17 protein-coding genes and 3 tRNA genes are annotated in these 21,957 nt (G+C 41.3%); 12 read left to right on the top strand and 8 right to left on the bottom strand.

Features of this window, described 5'->3' with window-relative positions:
* Positions 1 to 677 precede the first annotated feature (677 nt).
* The 3 genes from KDU71_RS20515 to KDU71_RS20505 form a co-directional block, all read right to left on the bottom strand.
* A complete protein-coding gene (locus KDU71_RS20515) occupies positions 678 to 2,765 on the bottom strand; it encodes a S9 family peptidase (protein ID WP_212192989.1) in 2,088 nt (695 codons plus the stop codon).
* A gap of 153 nt (positions 2,766 to 2,918) precedes the next feature.
* Positions 2,919 to 4,757, bottom strand: coding sequence for an APC family permease (locus KDU71_RS20510; RefSeq protein ID WP_212192988.1), 1,839 nt, complete (start codon positions 4,755 to 4,757; stop codon positions 2,919 to 2,921).
* A gap of 46 nt (positions 4,758 to 4,803) precedes the next feature.
* On the bottom strand, positions 4,804 to 5,511 hold the full coding sequence (locus KDU71_RS20505) for an SDR family NAD(P)-dependent oxidoreductase (protein ID WP_212192987.1): 708 nt from the start codon (positions 5,509 to 5,511) through the stop codon (positions 4,804 to 4,806).
* A 204-nt stretch (positions 5,512 to 5,715) separates the two neighbouring features.
* Between KDU71_RS20505 and KDU71_RS20500 the strand changes: the two genes are divergently transcribed.
* Positions 5,716 to 6,906, top strand: a complete 1,191-nt coding sequence (locus KDU71_RS20500; RefSeq protein WP_212192986.1) for an aldo/keto reductase — start codon at positions 5,716 to 5,718, stop codon at positions 6,904 to 6,906.
* 84 nt (positions 6,907 to 6,990) lie between these two features.
* The gene (locus KDU71_RS20495) at positions 6,991 to 7,830 is read left to right on the top strand and encodes a DUF6599 family protein (RefSeq protein ID WP_212192985.1); all 840 of its coding nucleotides are present in this window, start codon (positions 6,991 to 6,993) and stop codon (positions 7,828 to 7,830) included.
* Positions 7,831 to 7,900: 70 nt separating this feature from the next.
* Here KDU71_RS20495 and KDU71_RS20490 read toward each other — a convergent pair whose 3' ends face one another.
* The gene (locus KDU71_RS20490) at positions 7,901 to 9,541 is read right to left on the bottom strand and encodes a DEAD/DEAH box helicase (RefSeq protein WP_212192984.1); all 1,641 of its coding nucleotides are present in this window, start codon (positions 9,539 to 9,541) and stop codon (positions 7,901 to 7,903) included.
* 224 nt (positions 9,542 to 9,765) lie between these two features.
* Positions 9,766 to 12,177, bottom strand: coding sequence for a TonB-dependent receptor (locus KDU71_RS20485; RefSeq protein WP_212192983.1), 2,412 nt, complete (start codon positions 12,175 to 12,177; stop codon positions 9,766 to 9,768).
* A gap of 279 nt (positions 12,178 to 12,456) precedes the next feature.
* On the opposite strand from KDU71_RS20485, the gene KDU71_RS20480 reads away from it, so the two are divergent.
* Positions 12,457 to 12,963 carry a hypothetical protein gene (locus tag KDU71_RS20480; RefSeq protein WP_212192982.1) on the top strand — a complete coding sequence of 169 codons (507 nt, stop codon included), beginning with the start codon at positions 12,457 to 12,459 and terminating at the stop codon, positions 12,961 to 12,963.
* On the opposite strand, the gene KDU71_RS20475 is transcribed toward KDU71_RS20480, so the two are convergent.
* Positions 12,964 to 14,118, bottom strand: a complete 1,155-nt coding sequence (locus tag KDU71_RS20475; protein ID WP_212192981.1) for a metallophosphoesterase — start codon at positions 14,116 to 14,118, stop codon at positions 12,964 to 12,966.
* Positions 14,119 to 14,268: 150 nt separating this feature from the next.
* Here KDU71_RS20475 and KDU71_RS20470 point away from each other — a divergent pair, with 150 nt between their 5' ends.
* Together KDU71_RS20470 and KDU71_RS20465 are read left to right on the top strand one after the other, a co-directional pair.
* Complete coding sequence (locus tag KDU71_RS20470; protein ID WP_212192980.1) at positions 14,269 to 14,628, top strand: hypothetical protein; 360 nt, start codon at positions 14,269 to 14,271, stop codon at positions 14,626 to 14,628.
* A 62-nt stretch (positions 14,629 to 14,690) separates the two neighbouring features.
* Positions 14,691 to 15,155 carry a hypothetical protein gene (locus KDU71_RS20465; protein WP_212192979.1) on the top strand — a complete coding sequence of 155 codons (465 nt, stop codon included), beginning with the start codon at positions 14,691 to 14,693 and terminating at the stop codon, positions 15,153 to 15,155.
* Positions 15,156 to 15,210: 55 nt separating this feature from the next.
* On the opposite strand, the gene recA is transcribed toward KDU71_RS20465, so the two are convergent.
* Both recA and bcp read right to left on the bottom strand, forming a co-directional pair.
* On the bottom strand, positions 15,211 to 16,227 hold the full coding sequence (gene recA, locus KDU71_RS20460) for a recombinase RecA (protein ID WP_212192978.1): 1,017 nt from the start codon (positions 16,225 to 16,227) through the stop codon (positions 15,211 to 15,213).
* 41 nt (positions 16,228 to 16,268) lie between these two features.
* Positions 16,269 to 16,727 (bottom strand): thioredoxin-dependent thiol peroxidase, encoded by a 459-nt coding sequence (gene bcp, locus KDU71_RS20455; RefSeq protein WP_212192977.1) that lies wholly within the window; start codon positions 16,725 to 16,727, stop codon positions 16,269 to 16,271.
* 282 nt (positions 16,728 to 17,009) lie between these two features.
* Here bcp and KDU71_RS20450 point away from each other — a divergent pair, with 282 nt between their 5' ends.
* From KDU71_RS20450 to KDU71_RS20420, 7 genes are all read left to right on the top strand, one after another.
* Positions 17,010 to 19,475: an SPOR domain-containing protein gene (locus KDU71_RS20450; RefSeq protein WP_212192976.1), complete on the top strand. Its 2,466-nt coding sequence runs from the start codon at positions 17,010 to 17,012 to the stop codon at positions 19,473 to 19,475.
* Between the two features lie 51 nt (positions 19,476 to 19,526).
* Positions 19,527 to 19,802, top strand: coding sequence for an ATP-dependent Clp protease adaptor ClpS (locus KDU71_RS20445; protein ID WP_212192975.1), 276 nt, complete (start codon positions 19,527 to 19,529; stop codon positions 19,800 to 19,802).
* A gap of 4 nt (positions 19,803 to 19,806) precedes the next feature.
* Positions 19,807 to 20,277, top strand: coding sequence for an NfeD family protein (locus tag KDU71_RS20440; RefSeq protein ID WP_212192974.1), 471 nt, complete (start codon positions 19,807 to 19,809; stop codon positions 20,275 to 20,277).
* Positions 20,278 to 21,258 carry a flotillin-like protein FloA gene (gene floA, locus KDU71_RS20435; protein WP_212192973.1) on the top strand — a complete coding sequence of 327 codons (981 nt, stop codon included), beginning with the start codon at positions 20,278 to 20,280 and terminating at the stop codon, positions 21,256 to 21,258. It begins immediately after the preceding gene.
* A 212-nt stretch (positions 21,259 to 21,470) separates the two neighbouring features.
* Positions 21,471 to 21,557, top strand: a tRNA-Ser gene (locus KDU71_RS20430).
* Between the two features lie 14 nt (positions 21,558 to 21,571).
* A tRNA-Pro gene (locus KDU71_RS20425) sits at positions 21,572 to 21,646 on the top strand.
* Positions 21,647 to 21,704: 58 nt separating this feature from the next.
* Positions 21,705 to 21,779 (top strand) — tRNA-Pro (locus KDU71_RS20420).
* The last annotated feature ends 178 nt before the right edge of the window (positions 21,780 to 21,957 follow it).

Genomic DNA, 21,957 nt, shown 5'->3' with positions numbered 1-21,957 from the left:
AAGTTAATGCAGCAGATGGAGCTTTTTGCCTAAGTTAAAGATCACGTTTGATTCTTTTTTAGTATGCTGGAATAGTGATTCCACAAACTAACGATGTTCTATAATAAAAGTGTACATATAGATATCAAAAATTACTGCCGCAAAAATTCTTCCTTAATTGAATTTGACAAGTGTGTATTTTGTCGGAATAATTAATAGCGATTTACTAGAGCTTAACCGAAAGAAAATCAGATATTAACAGGTTAATCCAAACTAATAATTCATTAGTTCTTATAATCAACCTTTTTATTAATAATGATAGCAGTAAGTCAGCTCAAATTTTCTTAATTTGATTAAGCAGCTAAAAGAAAATCTAGGGCAATTGAAGGTGGCGAAATATATACAGAGTTGCCTAGGTGATTGGTTGCACAAGACAGTATAGTGTATGCAAAAGAGTTGCCAATGAATTTTAAGTTGGTTCAGCCGTTATAAGTGCGAACGATTCGATTGGTTAATCCGGTTTAATCATGGATACACTTGCATCAACGCTGCATGAATTAAAAACGATACCAAGGCCTAAGGCTGGTATTGAGCATTATTGTGTAATAATAAAACCCCGCCAACTCATTCTGCTGGCGGGGTTTTATTATCTTCTTATTTCAGTGCTTTTTATACGAGCTTCTGTACTTTGTCTTTGCTTACTTCAAATAAGTATCTAACCAGCGGAAGAACTCACGTTGCCAAAGAATACCATTGTGGCACGACAATACCCAGTGGTTCTCCTCAGGGAAATACAGGAAGCGGGCAGGTACTCCGCGCATCTTAGCTACATTAAAGGCCCCCATACCTTGTGTGTAAGGAATACGAAAGTCTTTAGCTCCATGAATTACCAACATAGGCGTATCCCAGTTCTTCACAAATTTATGTGGTGAATTGGCATAGCTGCGCATGGCTGTTTTATTATCGGTATCCCAGTAGTTGCCTTTATAATCCCAGTCCACAAAGAACATTTCTTCGGTAGTACTGTACATTTGCTCGAAATTGAAAATACCACAGTGTGAGATAAACGCCTTGAAACGCTTATTGTGGTTACCGGCCAGCCAGTATACTGAAAAACCTCCATAGCTGGCACCAACTGCTCCCAAGCGGTTTTCATCAACGAATAACTCTTTAGAAACAGCATCAATGGCTGAGAAATAGTCTTTCATGTTCTGACCACCATAGTCGCCACTGATCTGTTCGTTCCATTCCTGTCCAAATCCAGGCAGGCCTCGGCGGTTTGGTGCAACAATAATGTAATCATTGGCTGCCATCATTTGAAAATTCCAGCGCAGGCTCCAAAACTGGCTTACCATGCTCTGTGGACCACCACCGCAATATAATAAGGCCGGGTATTTCTTGTTCTTATCAAAGTTTGGTGGATAGATCACCCAAGCCAGCATTTCTTTATTGTCAGTTGTTTTGATCCAACGCTTTTCTACATCACCCATTTTTAACTGGCCAAGCAATGGCTCATTCACTTTAGAGATGTTGGTACCTTCGCCAGTCTCCGCATTCACACTGATGATTTCAGTAGGGTGTTTCATCGATGTTTGTGTGGCAATCAACCCATTGGCTGCAATTGCTACCGAATTATAGTTGTGGATGCCTTCAGTAATTTGTGAGATGCTGTTGTCTGCCAGGTCAAAACGGAAGATTTCGTTCGAACCTTTGTCCTCACTGGTGAAGTAGATGTGCTTGCTGTCTGGTGTCCAGGTTAAGCCATGTACATTCTGATCAAAATCGGCAGTGTAATCTTTCTTCTCACCAGTAGCCAGATCCATCATAAATAAGCGGTTCTGGTCTGCTTCATAACCGTCACGTGCCATGCTTTCCCAGGCCAGGTACTTGCCATCCGGCGAATAGGTAGGAGCAATGTCATAGCCCATCATACCTTCGGTCAGGTTCTTTGTACTGGCCGCTTTTATATCATACACATAAATATCGCTATTGGTAGAGAACGCGGATTCCATGCCTGTTTTCTTTTTACAGGTGTAGGCTATGCTTTTCCCATCAGTTGTGAATGTAACCTGTTCCATACCACCAAATGGCTTTAATGGCGAATGGTAGCGTTCACCTTCCATAATGTCAGTTGCGCTGCCAGTAGTTGCACCATTGGCATAGTCGATATAAAAGATATGCGAGTAGGTCGGATCTACCCAATGATCCCAATGACGGTACATAAGATCATCTTCAATGCGGGCATCGGCATATTTCAGGTCAGGATATATGTCATGCACTGTTTTGTCCAACTTCACGCTTTTGGCAAAAGCAATTTTGTCCATGGTTGGTGAATATTTATAGCCTTCAATACCACCATCAACCTTGGTTACCTGTTGGTTTTGTGTGCCGTCAGGATTCATCTCCCACAACTGTACATCGCCAGATGCAGCCGACATATAGGTGATTTTAGCCCCGTCAGGACGCCAGTTGACATCAAACTCTCCACCTTTGGTAAAGGTAATCTGCTTATAGTCGCCACCTTCTGCCGGCATCGTGTAAATGTCAGAATAGGTTTTGTTCTCTTCAATCTTGGTGTAAGAGATGGTGAATGCCACTGTTTTGCCATCGGGCGACAAGGCTACACTACCCACGCGGCCAAAGGACCAGAGTACTTCCGGAGTCATTATTTCGCTATCAACCTTCAGGTCGCGGTTGGTAAAAGTTGCCTCCTTGTCTGCTTTCTGAGGAGCAGCACAGGCTCCCAACAGCATGACAACCAAAGCTAATAAAGCAATTTGTTTCATGGTAAATATGATTTATTAATGAACTGTTATTATCGCGTTTATTCGTTCCGACTAAGGTAAGAAGATATTTGCAATCAGGATTTGAGTTTTGTCAGGGAATGCTTGGGTGATGGATGGAAAGGTGGATACAAAATATATTTAAATACTTTTCAACTATTTTTTGTGATGCTTTAATAATAGTTTGTGTAATAGTTGGTTGTTGCCGGCACTGAGCCAATCATTTAAAAAGCCGGTAGATTTAATGGCATTGATTAGGCGTGATAAGGTGTGAAGCTGAAGATTCCACTCGTCTTTGGAGTAGGCAATAACCATTATCGCATGTACAGAAGCCGAGTGCGCTGTGGCAATGCCTTCATGTGAACGGTATAGTATCAATTCAAACTTCCGATTGCCTTTAACCGGAACTATCAGACATGCCACACCATCAGCAACTTTACTGTCGGCTTTGTTCAGCTTTTCAGCAAGACGCTTAGCAAGCCATTGTTCATTTATTTTAACCTTCCGTGAGAGGAGAGGAGCAGCTTGCATGGCAAATTCTTCAGCCGAACAGGCGTTTGCTATTTCCTTGATTGCTTGTTGTTGTATAAATTGTTCATACCATTGGTGAGTGGTGCCGTCTCTTTCAACCAGTATTTCTCTGAGTTCTTCTTCAAGTAGCTGATCGGTTGTTTTAATGCCTGTTACCCGCTCTATTAAATGCAAAATGGCATATTCCCTTTTGATACGTCCGTGGGCATAAACAAAATACCAGGTAATGCCACCAATAATAAAACCCAGTACGAAAAGCAGAGGCATAGTACCCATCTCAATCAGTAGAAATATATAACATATGATGCCAATTATTTGGGCCCAGGGGTAAAACGGGGCTCTATACTTGGGACGATAGTGATTAATATTGGCTTCGCGCATAAAAATTAAGGCGATATTGGCAATAATAAATAGCACCAGTTTCAGAGCCGATGCCGTTTTTACGAAGGTTTCAATGTCAAGAAGGAGGATGACAGCTATCATGAGGCCACCCGTGAATAAAATGGCAGTCACTGGGGTTCCGGCAGAGCTAAGTTTCGTGAAAAAGCCTGGAAGAAGTTCATCTTTACCCATGGCTAATGGGTTACGCGATGCCGCCAGCAGTCCTGCATTACCTGTTGATATAAATGCCAGCAGGGCAGCCAAAGTCATAATAACAATACCAAAACGCCCCATTATTGCTTGACCGCCAATTGATATAGGTGTGAAGGTGTTATTCAATTCATCAGGATTTAAAATGCCAACCGTAATAAAAACAACAGCTACATATAAAAGCGACACAATGCCCCATGAAGAGAAGATGCCAAGCGGCAGGTTGCGGCCGGGATTCTTTACCTCACCGGCAATAGCTGTAACCTTAGTGGTTCCTGAAAATGCGATAAAGATGAGGCCGGCAGTCATAAATATGGCATCAAAACCTTCAGGAGCAAAAGGGACAAATCGCTCCGTCTCAACAGAAAAGGCTCCAACAGCAATATACATCAGAAGTATAAGTACTAGAATGATGACCGTGGCCGTTTGAAAGCGCCCAGAGAACTTAACCCCTTTGATATTGAGGGCTGTAAAAATCAAACACCAGGCCACACTGATGATTTTCATCTGTATCTCCGTGATATCGGGTTTTAACAGAATGACAAAAATACCCATAGCCAACAGCGAAAAGGCCGATTTAAAAGCCAGAGAAATCCAGGCGGTTAAGCCACCGATAGTACCCATTAAAGGCCCCATGCTCCGATCGGCAAATATGTAGATGCCACCAGTCACAGGCATCGCTGTAACCAGCTCCGACTTAGCCAATACGGTGGGTATAATCATCAGGCTGGCAATGGCATAAGATAAGATCATAGCAGGTCCGGTTTGAGCATAGGCAATGGCTGGTAAGATAAACAAGCCGGAGCTAATCATTACGCCTGAGGAAACGCTAATGACCTCCAGAAGACTTAACTCTCGTTTTACTTTGCTCATTCTGCCATCGTATTAATAATACTTAACTTACTATAACCCGGGATAGCTACAGTTCGCGCACGTCGGCAAACGAACCGCTTTCAAGCTCCTGGCATTTCTCAATACCTCGAATAAGATTGGCGGCAGCGGCACGTGAGTCGGGCATATCCTCGGTATACCGTGCTTCTTGCAAGCGTTTTACTGCCGGGTATTTATCCGTTTCCTTTATGTTCCAGATGGTTTCCTGTATCTCACTATCTACCAATCCTGGAGCAAAAGCAATAAAATGGGTGCTGGTGTGTTCTTTGGCGTAAATGTTCATCAGCATGTTAAGGGCTGCTTTGGATAAGGAGTATGGGCCCCAGCCGGGTGTGCTTCGCAGTGAGGCTTTACTCGACATGCCCACTACCTGCCGGATATCTTTACCCAGCTCAAACAACAGGTCGAGCAATACTTTATTGGACCACAGGTTGGTATCCATCACTTGTCTCATGGCATCGGTATCAACCTCGCTCATCCACTTAACCGGCCCCAGTACACCAGCATTGAGGATAACCAAGTCAAACCGCTTGGTGTCGCTGATAAAAGCCGGAAGTTGTTGCGATAAGGCAATATGATTCGTTAAATCCAGCTGAATATGATGAAAATTTGCTTCTCTATTGAGGTCATCGGCTATACGGCGGCTAATACCCCAAACTTTAGCTCCTCTGGCCAGATATTCCTGTGCCAATCCGTGTCCGATGCCAGAACTGGTGCCTGTAATCAGTATGTGCATGTTTTTTCGTTTTTGAAATACTGTTCTTATAACAATATCGTGCATCCCAGTGGTTAAATCAATCTTTTATCAGTCCGATGCCAAATTGTTTTGAATAGTGAAAGTTGTTAAGAATCTTTCTAAATACTTATGGCTTTGGTAGATAATCTTCGTACTCCCCGCATTTTTAACTAATTTACATCATCCTTTACAAAACCCATTGTGATGAATAGAACTAACAAGAACAACCGCCGTCATTTTTTGAAAGTGACCGCTGCGGGACTGGCAGGAGCTACTTTATTACCTCAGGCTTCAGAGGCCAAAGCCAAAAAAGATGATAAAATTATTTACAGAACACTAGGCAGAACAGGTATTAAATTACCCATTGTAAGCATGGGTGCCATGAAAGATGCTACCATGATAAAGGCCGGATTAACATTAGGTGTAAGGCACTTTGATACGGCACATGTATACCAGAAAGGGAAGAATGAAACCATGTTAGGTGAGGCACTTAAAGGGCAGGACTTAAGCCAGCTCTTTACTGTTACCAAGGTAGTGCCCGACGATATGGATCGTCAAACCGGCTTAGTGGGAGAAGGCTGCACAGCCGAGAGTTTCCTGAAGATGTTTGACACCAGTCTGGAGCGTCTACAGGTAAAGTCGGTAGACTTATTGTATGTCCATGCTGTATCCACTAAGCAGGCTGTTCAACACCCTGAAGTACTAAAAGCCATTAAAAAGGCCAAAGAGCAAGGTAAGTGTAAGTTTCTGGGCGTTTCAACGCATAAAAATGAGCCAGAAGTGATACGGGCGGCTATTGATGCTGGTATATACGATGTGGTGCTAACTGCCTATAACTTTAAGCAGGATCATATCAAAGAGCTTAATGCTGCCATTGCCGAGGGAGTTGCCAAAGGTTTAGGCTTTGTAGCTATGAAAACCATGGCTGGTGGTTTTCTTGATAAAGATAAAACTAAGGCAGTGAACACTAAAGCTGCTTTAAAGTGGGCAATGCAAAATGAAAACATATGTACATCTATACCTAGTGTAGCCACAATTGATCAGCTGGAAGAAAGCTGGGGTATTATGGAAAAGCTCAAACTGACTAAAGAGGAGGAAAGAGACCTTGAGTTTGCCCGCGACTATGCCGGATTGTACTGTAATGCTTGTAACCAGTGCGATGGTCAGTGTCGTAAGAATTTGCCAATCCCGGAAATTATGCGTTCTTACATGTACACTTATGGTTACCGTGATATGGGGAAGGCCAAAGAGTTATTAGCCAATATGGGCGTTGTAAATGATCCTTGCTCCGATTGCGGTGACTGCACCGTTAGCTGTGTGAAACAATTTGCAGTGGGCGATAAGGTTAAAGCGGTTAGTCGTCTAATGGATGTGCCGGACGAATTTATTGTTTAAAGATAGTAGTCAGCAGCTGCATCTTATATGCTGGCATCGGATATGAAGTATAAGTTGAAAGAAACAATCAACAAATAAGCACATATGCAAATCAACAAATTAATTTTAGCTCTGATTTTATTGAGCAGCACGGTAGTGGCACAAGACTATCCGGTGAAATTTACTGGTATTGAAGGATGGACAATTGAAGGGGAGAAGCAATACTATTCGCAGGATAACTTGTATGACTATATTAATGGCGCATCTGATTTTTACCTGGGGTATGATTTTCAGGATCTGTGGGTGGTGGATTATAAAAATGAAGCCGAACAAATGCTGACCCTCGAATTATACCGTCACGGAAATAAGCTAAAGGCTTTCGGAATCTACTCTGAGGAACGTCCCCAGGGGGTTAAGCTGCAGGCGATAGGGGCACAGGGCTTTATGGAAGGGGGTGCTGTTTTTTTTCTGGCAGATGATTACTACGTTAAGGTCTATAACAGCAGGCCTGAGGTGCCGGCTGATGAATTTGTAGCATTTGCTAAAACTATTGCGAATGCTATTTGCAGTAGCTGTGAGTTGCCAGCTGAATTTGCTTTATTTCCACCTAAAGGAAAAGTGGATTTAAGCGAACGTTATATGCCTGAAAACTTTATGGGGCTTACTGGCTTTAATGGGGTTTGTACTGTCAACTATTCGATGGCAGGGGAAGGCTTTCGATTGTTCATTTACAAGGGTTCAGATGATAAGTGTCAGGCCATCATGAATAAGTACTTTGAGCGAATGAAGTACAAAAAAAAGTTGAAAGCAAAAACCTATGATTTTAATGATCCTTACCTTGGTAAGCTGAGGATAACCTATCAAAAAGGTATTATTGCCGGTATTATTGACTCGAAAGCACCTATGACTCATGCTGAACTGCTCAATGCCTTACTGGAAAATTAATCAGAACAGATTTAATAAAGAAAGCCGCATCTCCCAGTGAAATGCGGCTTTATTATTGTCAATCACAATACTATCTTCTTTTATTCTTTCTGCGCGCAGGTTTAGGAGAAGCCACTTCAAGGCTCACTTTCTTACCCTTCAGTTTGGTTTTGTTCAGCTTCTTAATTAGCTCTTGCTCGTATTCTTTATCTACTTCAACAAACGAGAAGTTACGTAGCAGCTCTATCTTACCAATTTTAACAGTGATGCCTTTCATATTGCTGTTGATTAGGCCAATCACCTCACCAGAAGTTAGCTTATCGGTTTTACCAATGTTCAAAAACAAACGGCTGAATTTAACACCACCACGGTCGCGCTTACCGGCTTTTCCACCTTCTTCCTTATAAATATTTAAGTCAGGAGCATCTTTGTAATACTCCATGAAACGATTAAACTCAGCCGCCACAAATTGCTTAATCAACTCTTCTTTATCGATGGCTGCCAGCTTCTCATATACAGCAGGAAGCACAGCATTAACAGGCGATGTTTCCTCCAGTTCGGTTTGAGCTACACGCTCAAGGAAGTGAAATAGTTGCTTCTCACAAATTTCATCAGCCTTTGGAACCATCTTCCGAACGAATGTTTTCTTGGCAATCTTTTCAATAGCCTTGATGCGGTGCATCTCGCGTGAGTGAATGATAGATACTGAAACACCTTCTTTACCGGCACGACCTGTTCGGCCACTTCGGTGAATATACACCTCAATATCATCGGGCAGGTTATAGTTAATAACATGCGTCAGGTCATTTACATCAATACCACGGGCAGCCACATCTGTAGCTACTAATAGTTGCAGGTGTTTTTTTCGGAAGCGGTGCATCACCAAATCACGCTGTGCCTGCGACAGGTCGCCATGCAATGCATCGGCATTGTAGCCATCAGCCATTAACTTATCAGCTATATCTTTGGTTTCCTGACGTGTGCGACAGAAAATGATGCCATATACATCCGGCGTCACATCTACAATGCGTTTCAAAGCGCGGTAACGGTCATGTGCCTGCACCATATAAAAATGGTGGTCTACCTTTTCAGCTCCCTGGTTTTTCTTACCTACACTGATTTCAACTGGCTCCTGCATGTAGTTTTTCGACATGCGAGCAATCTCAGGTGGCATGGTAGCGGAAAATAGTAATGTCTGACGCCACTCAGGTGTTTGAGCCATAATGCTTTCCAGATCATCTTTAAAGCCCATGTTAAGCATTTCATCAGCTTCGTCTAATATTAACCAGCGCACATCGCCCAATTGTATAGCATTGCGGTTGATTAGGTCGTTCATACGCCCTGGAGTACCAACTACAATGTGGGTACCTCGCTTTAATGATTTAATTTGTGTGCGAATATCTGCTCCACCATAAACCGGCGTAATGTAAAGGTCTCGGTAGTTTTTCGCATAAGCTTTTAAATCCTGCGTTATTTGCAGGCAAAGCTCACGCGTAGGACACAGAATCAGCGCCTGCACGTTTTTGTCGGCACGTTCGATTTGTGGAATAACGGGTAAGCCAAATGCACCTGTTTTACCAGTTCCTGTTTGCGCCAGTGCTATCAGGTCATTACCGTAGTTAAGGATTTCAGGAATGGTTTTGCTTTGAATAGGTGTTGGTGTTTCGTAGCCAAGCTCACCAATGGCACTTAGGATTTCCTCAGGAAGTCCTGTCTCTTTAAATGTTTGCATAATTTGCTCTTTATCCACCCGCTACCACGTTCTTGCAGCTGTTACCCAGAGTTAGCAAATATGCCACGATGTGCTACCGAAAGTGACCGGAGTGGTCCTTGTTTTTATTTGAGCGGCAAAGATAGAGCGTTTTTTCGAATATCAGCAGTATTCAATATTACTTGATGGATTATTTGTGATTAATTAACGTTAGCGGGTTTATTTCACAAATAAGTCTTGCAATATTATAAAGCCACTTTTAACGAAAGAATAAAATTACGCCCTGGAGCAGCGATACCCGAAGAATAGGTTTTATAACGCTCATCAGTAATATTTTCGATGCCGGCAGTTATTGTAGCATACTGCTTTAAGGCATATTGAGCTTTAATGTTGAGTGTTGTCCAACCAGGTGAATAAGGATTGCCATTGGCATCTTTTGCATATAGATAATCTTTTCCAGCTTCAGACTCAGGCATGTTGCTAAAACTAATTTCGCCGTTGTAATGTGCGTAAATATCTACCTTGATTTTTTGTTTTTCGTAGCTGACATGCGTATTGCCAAACCATGGTGCAGCATGGCGCAGTGGCGAATATGTTCCATCCTCTAACTCTTCTTCTCCTTTTTGGTAGTTGAAGCGTGAGGAGGCACTGATACCACTTTTCCATTTGTATTCAACACCCAACTGAAGACCGTACACATAGGCTTTGGCAGCATTCTGAATGGCTTGCACCTGGCTTAATTCGTGATCGTACATGATGCTATCAGCATTGTTTAGCTGGTAGTCGCGGCGTACCATAGCATTTGTGAGGTGCGTGTAATAAGCGGCCACATCCAGTTTCCACTTTTTCGCTACAACAACGGCTGCACCAATTTCGCCGTTAATGGCATATTCGGGTTTGAGATTTGGGTTGGGTACCACAACAGCACCAGGTTCCGAATCAAAAACTTTTCCAACATCATCAATGTTGGGAGCTCTGAAACCGGTCGATAATGAGCTGCTTAACTGCCAGTTGTTATTAGGATTATGAACGATACCCAGGCTACCTGTTAATGCCCCATTGTCAACCGATGTGCCGGTAAAGGGGAAATCGTAGAATGAGTTGTCAAACTCAGCATCTAAATGCACAGTATTGTATCGTAAGCCAGCCTGTACATTTGTTTTTTCACTCATATGCATCAGGTAATTGCAGTAAAGGGCTGCCGACAACCAGGTTGAGCCGTCGGGGTAGCGTGTGGATGCTGTACTGGTAGTACCGTCAGATAAGTTTTCTTCAAGGCCTTCAGAGCCAATTTTATTGGTTATCAATTCGCTGCCATAGAATAGCTTATGTCCGCTGTCCCAGTGTTTTTCAAAATCCAGATTGATGCTGAATGCATTTACTTTTTCTGTTCTTCTGGTTATGTCGTCTTTATATATTTTCCGGTTATGTCTGCTTTCTTCGAAGTATTGATGGGCAATAATTAATTGCAGGTGATCGAAATACTGATTGCTGGCTGAATGCTGAATATTCAGGTTGTTCATTCTCCATTTTTGAGGACCATAGTACCAATCGCCATATTTTAATTCATCACCACTATACATGATTAAACGATCATAACGCGGTACATCAGATGAATGAGAGTAGTGAAAACCATAGTTGACCAGCCAGCGCTCATTTGGCATGTATTTGAATTTTTGCATCAGGTTTAGCTGATTGTAGCCACTTGGTGTTTGAACCCGATCATTATTATTCGCAACAATAATGTCTCCATCATTAGTGCGTTTTATATATTCTGGACGTAAATAATCATCAGGGCCATTACTTCCCATCTTTAAATCATCAAAATCAGAATAACTGATGGATGTAAAAGAAGCCAGTTTGTTATATCCAAGGTTTAAATCCAGGTGTCCTGTTTTTTCATGATTAGCTGAAGAGTAGCGCGTAATAGCATTGGTTTTAACCAGCTGTTTTTCATTTTCATGCGATAAAATAGGTTCAAAGGTATAGAAGCCCATGACCCCGCCGATGGCATCACTGCCGTAAATAACCGACCCTGGTCCGAAAATCACTTCGGCTCTGTTTGTCGCAAATGGGTCGAGCGATATGATGTTTTGAATATTTCCACTTCTGAAAATAGCATTATTCATACGCACGCCATCTACTGCAATTAACACACGGTTGGTAGCAAAGCCTCTTATCATTGGGCTTCCGCCACCCATTTGACTTTTTTGAACATACACATCACCAGTCATTTCAACCAGGTCAGCAGCTGTCTGTGGGTTCAGAAAATTTACCTCCTTGGGTTTGAGCACTGATATTTTAGCTGGTGTTTCTCGCCGGCCCTGTTTCCATTTAGTAGCCGAAACAACCACTTCATCCAACGACAGTTCAGTTTGTTCCATGTATAGTTTGAAGGCCGCCTGCTGAAGTTCGTCGTAGCTTAATTCAACGGTTTCATAACCAATTAGTCTGAAGATAATACTATTAAGTCCTTCGAATTCACTAAGGTCGCACTGTCCTTTCATGTTGGTGATGGTATTAACCTGAGGGGCCTGAGAAAAAACAGTGACTAATTCCAACGGCTGATGTGTTTGTTTGTCTCTCACCTGCAGTGTTTGAGCAGAAGCAAAAAGGGTAATAGTATTAAAAAATGCAAGTATGTAGAATCGATACATTCGAATTTGTTAATTGGGTTAATGGTCGCTTTTACTGCAAATATTGTGCAAATATAGAGTTTTTGTCGGGCAAATTTTAGCTGATAAATAGCCGCCTCTGTAATGTATTTACCAGTGTGTTTCTATTGTGTTCATTACAAACTTGTTGCTTTGTCTAATCAGGTTCTAATAACGGTTAGTCATTTTACAGAAGCAATTTGTCAAAATATAACAAACGTTCATCCATATTGTCGTAATAGCTTAATGATTAACTAAATCTAATAAAAATTGGAGTTGATAATGAAACGTATATTGTTTATTTGTACAGCATTGTTTGTTTGCATTCTTGCAAGCGCACAAGATTTTTCCTATTTAAAAGCAATTGATGTAGAAGATGAGGAACATTCCACAGAAGCTGCTGAAGCTGCTATGGAATGTTGTTGTTATTTAACTGGTGTACGCTACAATAAAAAAGATAGTCAGCGTCAGAATGCCAGTAGCTTCGTAAAAAAATGGCTGGAGGCTAATCATTCTGATAATTACTTAATCGATGAGCTCATTGAAAAGGATACGGAAGTAGGAGATATTTATATAGCCTATTTTGCGCTTAACTACCTGAATCACGATCAACAAGGTGACCTAAATGAACTACAGCTTGATGCATTGAAGAATGTGGTTGAGTATTGCGTCAATACGGCCAATAAGATAAAAATGACTAAAGAACTGAAAGAAGTTGAAAAGCACATACAGGCCGGACAGCTAGATGATTTTATGGCCAATTTGCGCTTAACAACTCAGGTCGAATAGTCACTTGAAATTTACGTTGATTTCCAGTATTTCGGGTCGGTTACCGGTTCGTACAGGCGGGCCCCAGGTGCCAAAACCAGTGCTAACAATAAAGTGGCTGTCCTGCTTCTTTAAATAGCCCCGGCTAAGTTCAAATATTCGATTGGTGATATAGCCAAAGGGCCATAATTGGCCGTGGTGCGTGTGTCCTGATATTTGTAAATCAATGCCCGACTGTGTTGGTAGATCCAGGTTATAGGGCTGGTGGTCCAGCATTATCAGAGGTTTAGTTTGATCAAGTTGAGCAATGAGTTCATTTATCTCAAGGCGAGCTTGTGCAGTGCGGTTTTTATCGCGGTCTTCGCGGCCAATAATATAAAACTGATTATTGATGAATACCGACGTATCACGCAAAACCTTTATGCCATGTTCTTCCAGGTATTTTACAGAGCGCTCAGCCCCGCCTATGTATTCGTGATTACCAGTTGATGCATATACACCCATGGGTGCTTTCAGTTGTTTTAAACTTTCGCCCAGGTTTTGCTTAATAACAGGCATTACATCCTCATCGACCACATCGCCGGCCAGTAGGATGATATCAGGTTTCAGACTGTTGATGGTTTCAACCAGCTTGCGGGTTTTTCTGGGGCCTATTATTGTGCCCAGGTGAATATCTGATGCAGCTACTATTTTCATCTCTTTTGCACCATTAGCCGTTTTGTTGATGGTGAGGTTGTGCCTGCTTATTTTAGGGCTCCAGGCATTAATAAAGCCACCTAGTATCACCAATAATCCTACTGCAGTAATGGTTATGCCTGTGTAAAACTTTAGGTTCAGATAGGCTGGTGTACCAACTTTGGGTAAAAAGTGAATAAGGTAGTTGGCCATCCTTGCAATATCAGTGGCAAATAGCAGCAATGTAAAATACAGCATGCCGGCAAACCAGAATGCTCCAATCCAGTGAAGTGTATTGGAAACGGGCGAATACCATATGCTTTCTAGGAAACGTCCGGCAGGATAGGCAATTATCAATACCAGCATCGTTATCCTGAAAGCTGTTTTGAAAGCTGGCATTGTTTCAAGCCATTGTATGCCTCTGTGATATATGTAATAGTTAACCAGAAAGTGAATGCTTAGTATGATACTTATAAAAATCAGGAAGCCGTAATTCTTCATGGAGATTAGTTCTTTGGTTTGTTAAACATGCTCAAATATAAGTTGCAATGGTTTTGTATTTGAAAAATAACAGACTAAACATGCAAAATGTTAGAATGAACCATTTAATTTGGCGACTGTTTGATAGGAGGTGATCATTAATTACAAACTATGGATAAGATTAAGTATTTAATAATGGCAGGAGGTACACTCATTCTGCTTGGTATTGTTTTAAAAATATTTGGCGTTGAAGGACCTTGGGCCGCAATTTGTTTTGGCGTTGGAGGAACCATGAAAATACTCTACCTGGTTCTGGGTGTCCGTTCGGGGCAGGTTAAATTGGGTAGCGAGATGCTGTTGTTGGTACTTGGCTTGATGCTGATTTTTACTGCAGTATATTTAAGAAAAACGGAACAATTAATGCATCTGTATGCTTGGTTTTTGTCTATTGGAATTATTACTAAAACGCTGTTTGTAGTACTCTTTATTCGAAAGCAAAAACGATATAGGAAAGAATTGGCTATCGAGTAGTTTTCTATTTTCTCTGAAAAGCTTATGTTTATGGTGTTAAATCCGAAAACATATCATAGAAAATGAAAAATATCTATTGTCAGGTTATTTATCTGCTTTGCTTTTTAAATGCCGCCGTGGCTCAAACACCTGTCGTTTATAAAGAGGTAAAGCTCGATCCTTTACTGTGTTTGCAGATTAACAACTTTGAAGTTGCCCAAAGCATTGATGACCTGAAGAAAATTCCGCTGAAATATAATGCGAAATGTGAAAGTGTCGATTTTGGCAAAATCAACTTTGAAAAAAAGAGTGTGGTTGTTTGTAGTCAATATGTGCGAAATGGTGAAACAGCTATTAAAACTACTAAGGTAGAAGTGTTGCGCAATGATCAGACAAAACGTATTGATGTTTATTTTGCCTCATTTGGTAATGCGCAGATACAGCGCCCCGGTAAAGTGTACGAGAATCGCAAATGGTTGTTGATGCCTAAGTTTCCTGAAAACTATAAAGTTGACGTGCACTATTCGTTAAAAGTAGTGGAGCCATAATATTTGTTACAAAGAAGATATAAGAAAGGCGAGCATTTTGCTCGCCTTTTTTTTGCTATTTGGTTGCCTTAATGGCCTCTGTAATTTTTTGTTCCAGCTCATCGGCCAGCTCAGGATTATCTTTGATAACTTCCTTAACGGCTTCGCGGCCTTGTCCTAATTTGGTTTCGCCATAGCTAAACCATGAACCGCTTTTCTTGACAATATCCAGCTCAACGCTCATGTCAAGAATTTCACCAACACGCGATATACCTTCGCCATAGCGAATCTCAAACTCCGCCTTTTTAAATGGAGGTGCCACTTTGTTTTTCACTACTTTAACGCGGGTGTGGCTTCCTACTACATTTTCGCCATCTTTAATTTGTGTAACTCTACGGATATCTAAACGGACAGAAGCGTAGAATTTAAGCGCATTACCACCAGTAGTGGTCTCTGGGTTACCAAACATTACACCTATTTTTTCACGCAACTGGTTGATGAAGATACACGTGGTGTTGGTTTTGTTAATGGTGGAGGTTAGCTTACGCAGGGCTTGTGACATTAGGCGGGCCTGTAATCCCATGCGCGAATCACCCATATCACCTTCAATCTCAGCTTTGGGTGTAAGTGCAGCAACCGAGTCAATAACAATGATATCAATGGCTGAAGAACGAATCAACTGATCAGCAATCTCCAGTGCCTGTTCGCCATTGTCAGGTTGCGAAATCAATAGACTTTCCAGATTTACGCCCAGTTTTTCGGCATAGAAACGGTCAAAAGCGTGCTCGGCATCAATAAAGGCAGCAATACCCCCGGCTTTTTGAGCTTCTGCGATAGCGTGAATAGCCAAAGTAGTTTTACCAGATGACTCAGGACCATAAATTTCAATGATACGGCCGCGTGGGAAACCACCCACACCCAAAGCCTGGTTCAGAGCAATGGAGCCCGTTGAAATCACAGGAACTTCCTCAATGGCTGTATCGTCCATCTTCATAATGGTACCTTTGCCATAGGTCTTGTCAATCTTGTCCATGGTCAGCTGAAGGGCTTTCAGCTTTTCTTTGTTTACATTGTTCTCTTTTTTTTCTGCCATTATATTGATTTTAAGCTGTTTCTTCTATTAGGGGGTGATTGTTATAGGCTAAGTTCTTCCAGAATCTGGTTAGTGTGATCTTTGGTCTTTACCTTTTCAAATATTTTGATGATCACCCCGTTTTCATCGATGATAAAGGTTTTTCGCAATACACCCATGTATTCTTTCCCGTACATCTTTTTAAGTCCCCAGGCATCATATTGCTGAAGGATTTCCTTTTCGGTATCGGCTATTAAATTAAAGCGCAGATTATGCTTGGCAATAAAGCGCTGATGTGAGCCTGCACTATCCGGACTTACACCAACCACCTCAAATCCTTTTGAGGTTAAGTCCTCATAATTGTCGCTTAAATTGCACGATTCAGCTGTACAACCAGGTGTGTTATCCTTTGGGTAGAAATACAAGATGACTTTTTTACCCGAAAAATCAGTCAGACTGATCTCTTTCTCGTCTTGGTTAATCCCTTTGAAAATGGGAGCTTTGTCTCCTTCTTTAAGCATTACTTTATTGTTTTAGAGTGGAATAGGAAAATGATTATTTCCTGATTCCTAATTTACAAATATATTTATTAAACAACGATTAGCAGGGTGCATGGTTCAAAAGTTATTAACAGCAACAATGCTTATCGTATGCTTGCTTTGCCCGGTGTTTGTTTTAGTTGTTGATAATTTTGAATACGAGGCAGTAAGACCTCCTCAGGCTAATAAATTCGTTAGGCATTTAGCTATTTTGGCGGTATTGTTTAATTTTGAAGTTTAATCCACATGTAAGAAAATAACTGAATGTATAATTTAAGGTCACTCATACTCGTATTTATTTTTATAGCAGGTTTATTGCAAATGGGCATGGCCCAGGATAGGACATATTCCGCGCAGGAAGCACTTGCTCTTTTTAAAGATGGCGACTATGCTGAAGCTGAAAAAGCATACGCTGCTTTATTAAAACGTAATGATCGGGATTTAAAGCACAACTACTATTATGGCATTTGCCTCCTACAAAATAATAATGATATTTCGCAGGCTGTAAAGCGCTTGAAATATGCTGCTTTAAAAGGTGTTAGTAGAGATGCGTTTTACTACTTGGGGCGTGCCTATCAGCTGAGTTATCAGTTTGATGAAGCGATTAAGCAATATGAGCGATTCCTCAAATATGCTTCTGCTTCCGATATACGAAATGAGAAGGCCATCAAGTATCAGCAGGAGTGTGAATATGGCCTGCAGCAGTCGGCCAAGATATTTTCATTAACGGTTTATCAGCGCGATACTATTCCAGCTGAGGATTTCCTGAATGCTTATCATCCGGCAAATGATGTGGGTAAGGTTATGCACAATGAGGCATTTTTTGAATCAGGTTTGGACCCCAAAGGCATTTTGTACCTTACCGAACGTGGTGATGAGGTTTATTTTACATTGACGAAGGAAGAACAGGGCGAAGGCATTTATAAAATGGAGAAACTGCTGGATGGATGGAGCGAAAGTCTGGCATTGGATGGAATCAATTCTGAATTTAACGAACGACATCCTTTCCTTTTGATTGATGGCTCAACCATTTTCTTTTCATCGAATCGAGAAGGTGGTTTGGGTGGTTATGATTTATATAAGGCCAATTACGATGCAGAAAGTAAATCATTTTCACAGCCTGTTAACATGGGTATTCCATTTAACTCGCCAAAGGATGACTTTTTATTTGTGGCTGATGAATTCAATAGTGTGGCTTGGTTTGCCTCTAACCGCGAAACAAATGACTCGACTCTGATTGTGTATGCCATCAAATGGGATGATACGGTGGTTAAGAATTTTGTTGAGGACATCAACCATGTGCGTTCAGAAGCTGCATTGCCACTATCCGCTGAGTCATATTCCTACGGAGTAAACGGGGAGATTAAACAAACGGATGTTAATGCAGCAAAGCAGCCAGCATTTCGTTTTATGGTGGCTGATACACTTGAGTATACCCAGATGGAGCATTTTAAAAACACAGGTGCCAAGGCTACGTTTGCCGAGGCCATGAAATTGCAACATCAAAAAGACAGCCTTTCAGCTTTGATGCGTCAAAAACGGCAGGCATATGCCCGCACCAATTCAGACAATGAAAGGGCTATGTTAGTGAATGATATTCTTAGTCTTGAAAAGAAAGTATACGGCTTGGATGATGCAATAGAAAGCAGTTTTTACCAGGCTCGGCTTATCGAGATTGAAGAGGTAAAAAAACTGGTAGCTGCAGGAACATACTCAGCTTCAGTACAAGTAAAAAAAAATGGGGCTAAAGACAAGCAACTTCAGGACATATTAATACCAGAAGAATATACCTTTTATACCGATGAGGAGTTTGCCCGTCAACTAGAGGAGCTTGAAAAGATGTATAGTTTATTGTTCTCAGCTGAAGAAATTAAACAGCTTCACCGGGCTGATTCACTCTATATATGGGGTAATATCCTTAATCTTGAGTCTTCAAAGCTACTGGAGATGGCTAATGATGCCACCGATGAGGCAGAGTCTGTGATTGCTGTATTACGACAAAAAGATTCTTTGGAAGAGGAAGGACAGGCGAGAGCCAATGTTGATAAAGCCAATGAACTTAAGGAAACGGCATTAAAGCTCTATCACGAGTCACTTGATAGCAAGTATAAGATTTATAGTAATAAACTGCGAGAGACGCTAATTGCTAATACTGTTGATGATCTTTCTTTTCTTGAAGAAGCGCAGGCCGGTAGCAGAGAATACTATAAGGAGGCCATGGAGCTTATTGATCCAATTATGGGCTACGATTTGAATGGTTATGAAAAATCAGGAGCCGTTAAACGTACAGCTGTTTCCATCCAGGAACAAAGTCTCATAACCTATACAAAAGTCATTAGGGGGGAGGATATAAAGCCGGGTAAAGAAGTTGAAAAGCATGTGCCAAAAACATATCAGGAGTTGCAGGGAACGGATAGCGAAACAAAAGCGCCGGCAAAAGTTGTAGAGGAAGCTTTTAAGAAAGAAAGTACTAAGGCTTTATTATACAAAATACAGATAGGTGTATTCAGAAATGAGCCTAATGCAGCCGCTGTATCAAAAATACCACCTATCTCAAAGGTGGAAATCCCTTCAAAAGGTTTAACCAAGTATTTTGCAGGGGAATACCCATCATACACCGAAGCTCAAAAAGATATTGACCAGGTGCAAATATCTGGTTTTCCAGGAGCATTTATTGTTGTATTCAAAGATGGGAAGCAAATTAACCTGACCGAAGAACTCAAAAAATAGAAATTAGTATTTCACAAAAAAATATGGTTAATTTATAGAAACTTTTAATGTATGGTTTCATTTAGTAAACGTAGCGAGGAGCATAACAGGGAAGGCAACGGCAATGAAGTTCGTACCTTGACCTTGCACAATGATGATATTAACTCGTTTGATCATGTTATTGATGTGCTATGCGAAGTGTGTCAGCATGATGCCATTCAGGCCGAACAGTGTGCTTTTTTAACGCACTATACTGGTTCATGCCAGATAAAATTGGGCAACATGGACGATTTAATCCTTTTGAAAGAACAACTTTCAGAACAACGTTTACTGGTTACAATAGATTAATCCTATGTCAGCACTTGTTATTATTTTAATTATCCTTCTGGGGTTATTTTTACTTATTTTAGAATTCTTTGTTTTTCCAGGCGTTACCTTTGCTGGTATTGGCGGATTTATTTTTACGGCCGGAGGTATTTTTCTGGCCTATCAGGGGTATGGTAATACTTATGGAAATATAGCCTTAGTGAGTACTTTATTTGTTGGAATAGTCATATTGGTTCTCTCCTTCAGGTCTAAAACATGGAATCGCCTGATGCTGCATTCGCAGGTTGATGGTAAGGTGGAAACCGTAGATGAAGATACAATCCATGCAGGAGATGAAGGAGTGGCAATTACTCGTCTCAATCCTATTGGTAAGGTAATGATTAATGATGAAGTACTTGAGGGCAGATGTCCTGGTCATTTCATTGATGAAAACTCTCAAATAACGGTTAAGGAAGTTTATAAAACTTATATAATTGTCAAACCAAAAAATAATTAAATGGTATTAGGTCCAATATTTTTGATTGCAGCGGTAATAGTCGTTGTATTTCTATTTCTTTATTATGTGCCAATATTACTATGGTTCTCAGCCTTGGTATCTGGTGTTCGTATTTCGCTAATTCAGCTGGTGCTGATGCGTATACGTAAGGTGCCCCCGGGCGTCATTGTTCGGGCGCTAATTGAAGCATCAAAAGCTGGACTATCGGAAGTGAAACGCGATGAACTGGAAGCACACTATCTGGCGGGTGGACACATTGAAAATGTGGTTCATGCATTGGTATCGGCAGCTAAAGCAAATATCGATTTGAATTTTCAGATGGCTACAGCGATTGACCTAGCAGGCCGGGATGTATTCGAGGCTGTTCAAATGTCGGTTAATCCAAAAGTAATTGATACTCCTCCTGTTGCTGCTGTAGCTAAAGATGGTATTCAGCTGATTGCAAAGGCCCGTGTAACGGTTCGTGCAAGTATTAAGCAGTTGGTTGGTGGAGCCGGTGAAGAGACTGTATTAGCACGTGTTGGAGAAGGTATTGTATCTTCTATCGGTTCTTCAGTATCGCATAAAGCCGTGTTGGAAAATCCGGACTCGATCTCTAAGGTGGTTTTAGAAAAAGGATTAGACGCAGGTACTGCTTTCGAAATTTTATCCATTGATATCGCCGATATTGATATAGGTAAAAACATTGGTGCAGGTTTACAAATTGATCAGGCAGAAGCTGATAAGAATATTGCCCAGGCAAAAGCAGAAGAGCGTAGAGCTATGGCAGTAGCCTTGGAGCAAGAAATGAAAGCAAAGGCTCAGGAAGCACGAGCTAAGGTAATAGAAGCAGAAGCTGACGTACCTAAGGCGCTGGCGGAAGCTTTCCGTAACGGTAATTTAGGTGTAATGGATTACCTCAAGTATAAAAATATTGAGGCTGACACCGCCATGAGAGACTCAATCGCCAAGCCTGGCGGTAAGCCTCCGAAAAAAGATTAATTTTTTTTATAGCTACTTTCGAGTAGCTTTTTTTTTGATCGATAATTAGTTAGAAGAGCCGAACAAAAAAGAGGTGATATTTTGTGTAGATTTTTTTCATTTTAATTTTGGAGGTTTAATTCAATTTGCTACTTTTGCAATCGCAATCGCAAAGGGGACGAGGGATAGAGAAGACAGAGCGGTTGTTTCTCTTTAAAGAAAGAGATAAAAAAGGAGAGTTGGGTGAGTGGCTGAAACCACCAGTTTGCTAAACTGACGTACGGGCAACCGTACCGGGGGTTCGAATCCCCCACTCTCCGCTCAAATTTAGTTTCGGGGTGTAGCGCAGTCCGGTTAGCGCACCTGGTTTGGGACCAGGGGGTCCCAGGTTCGAATCCTGGTACCCCGACTACTTTTAAGAGCTGAGTGAAGTTTGGCTCTTTTATTTTGAGTTTTATTTATTGATTCGGGGTGTAGCGCAGTCCGGTTAGCGCACCTGGTTTGGGACCAGGGGGTCCCAGGTTCGAATCCTGGTACCCCGACAAAATACAAGGGATAAGTTTTAAACTTATCCCTTTTTTTGTACCCTCATATTACATACAGCACCTATGGGCCCAAATTATTTTGTCTCTTTATCATTCCGTAATAATAGTGAGCAGTTCAAAATACTATAACCTTATTGGAAAATAAACGTTAGTAAGCCTGAGAATACATCACTAT

The sequence above is a fragment of the Carboxylicivirga sediminis genome (assembly GCF_018156225.1).
Lineage (GTDB): Bacteria > Bacteroidota > Bacteroidia > Bacteroidales > Marinilabiliaceae > Carboxylicivirga > Carboxylicivirga sediminis.
This window is presented reverse-complemented; position numbering and strand designations above follow the sequence as displayed.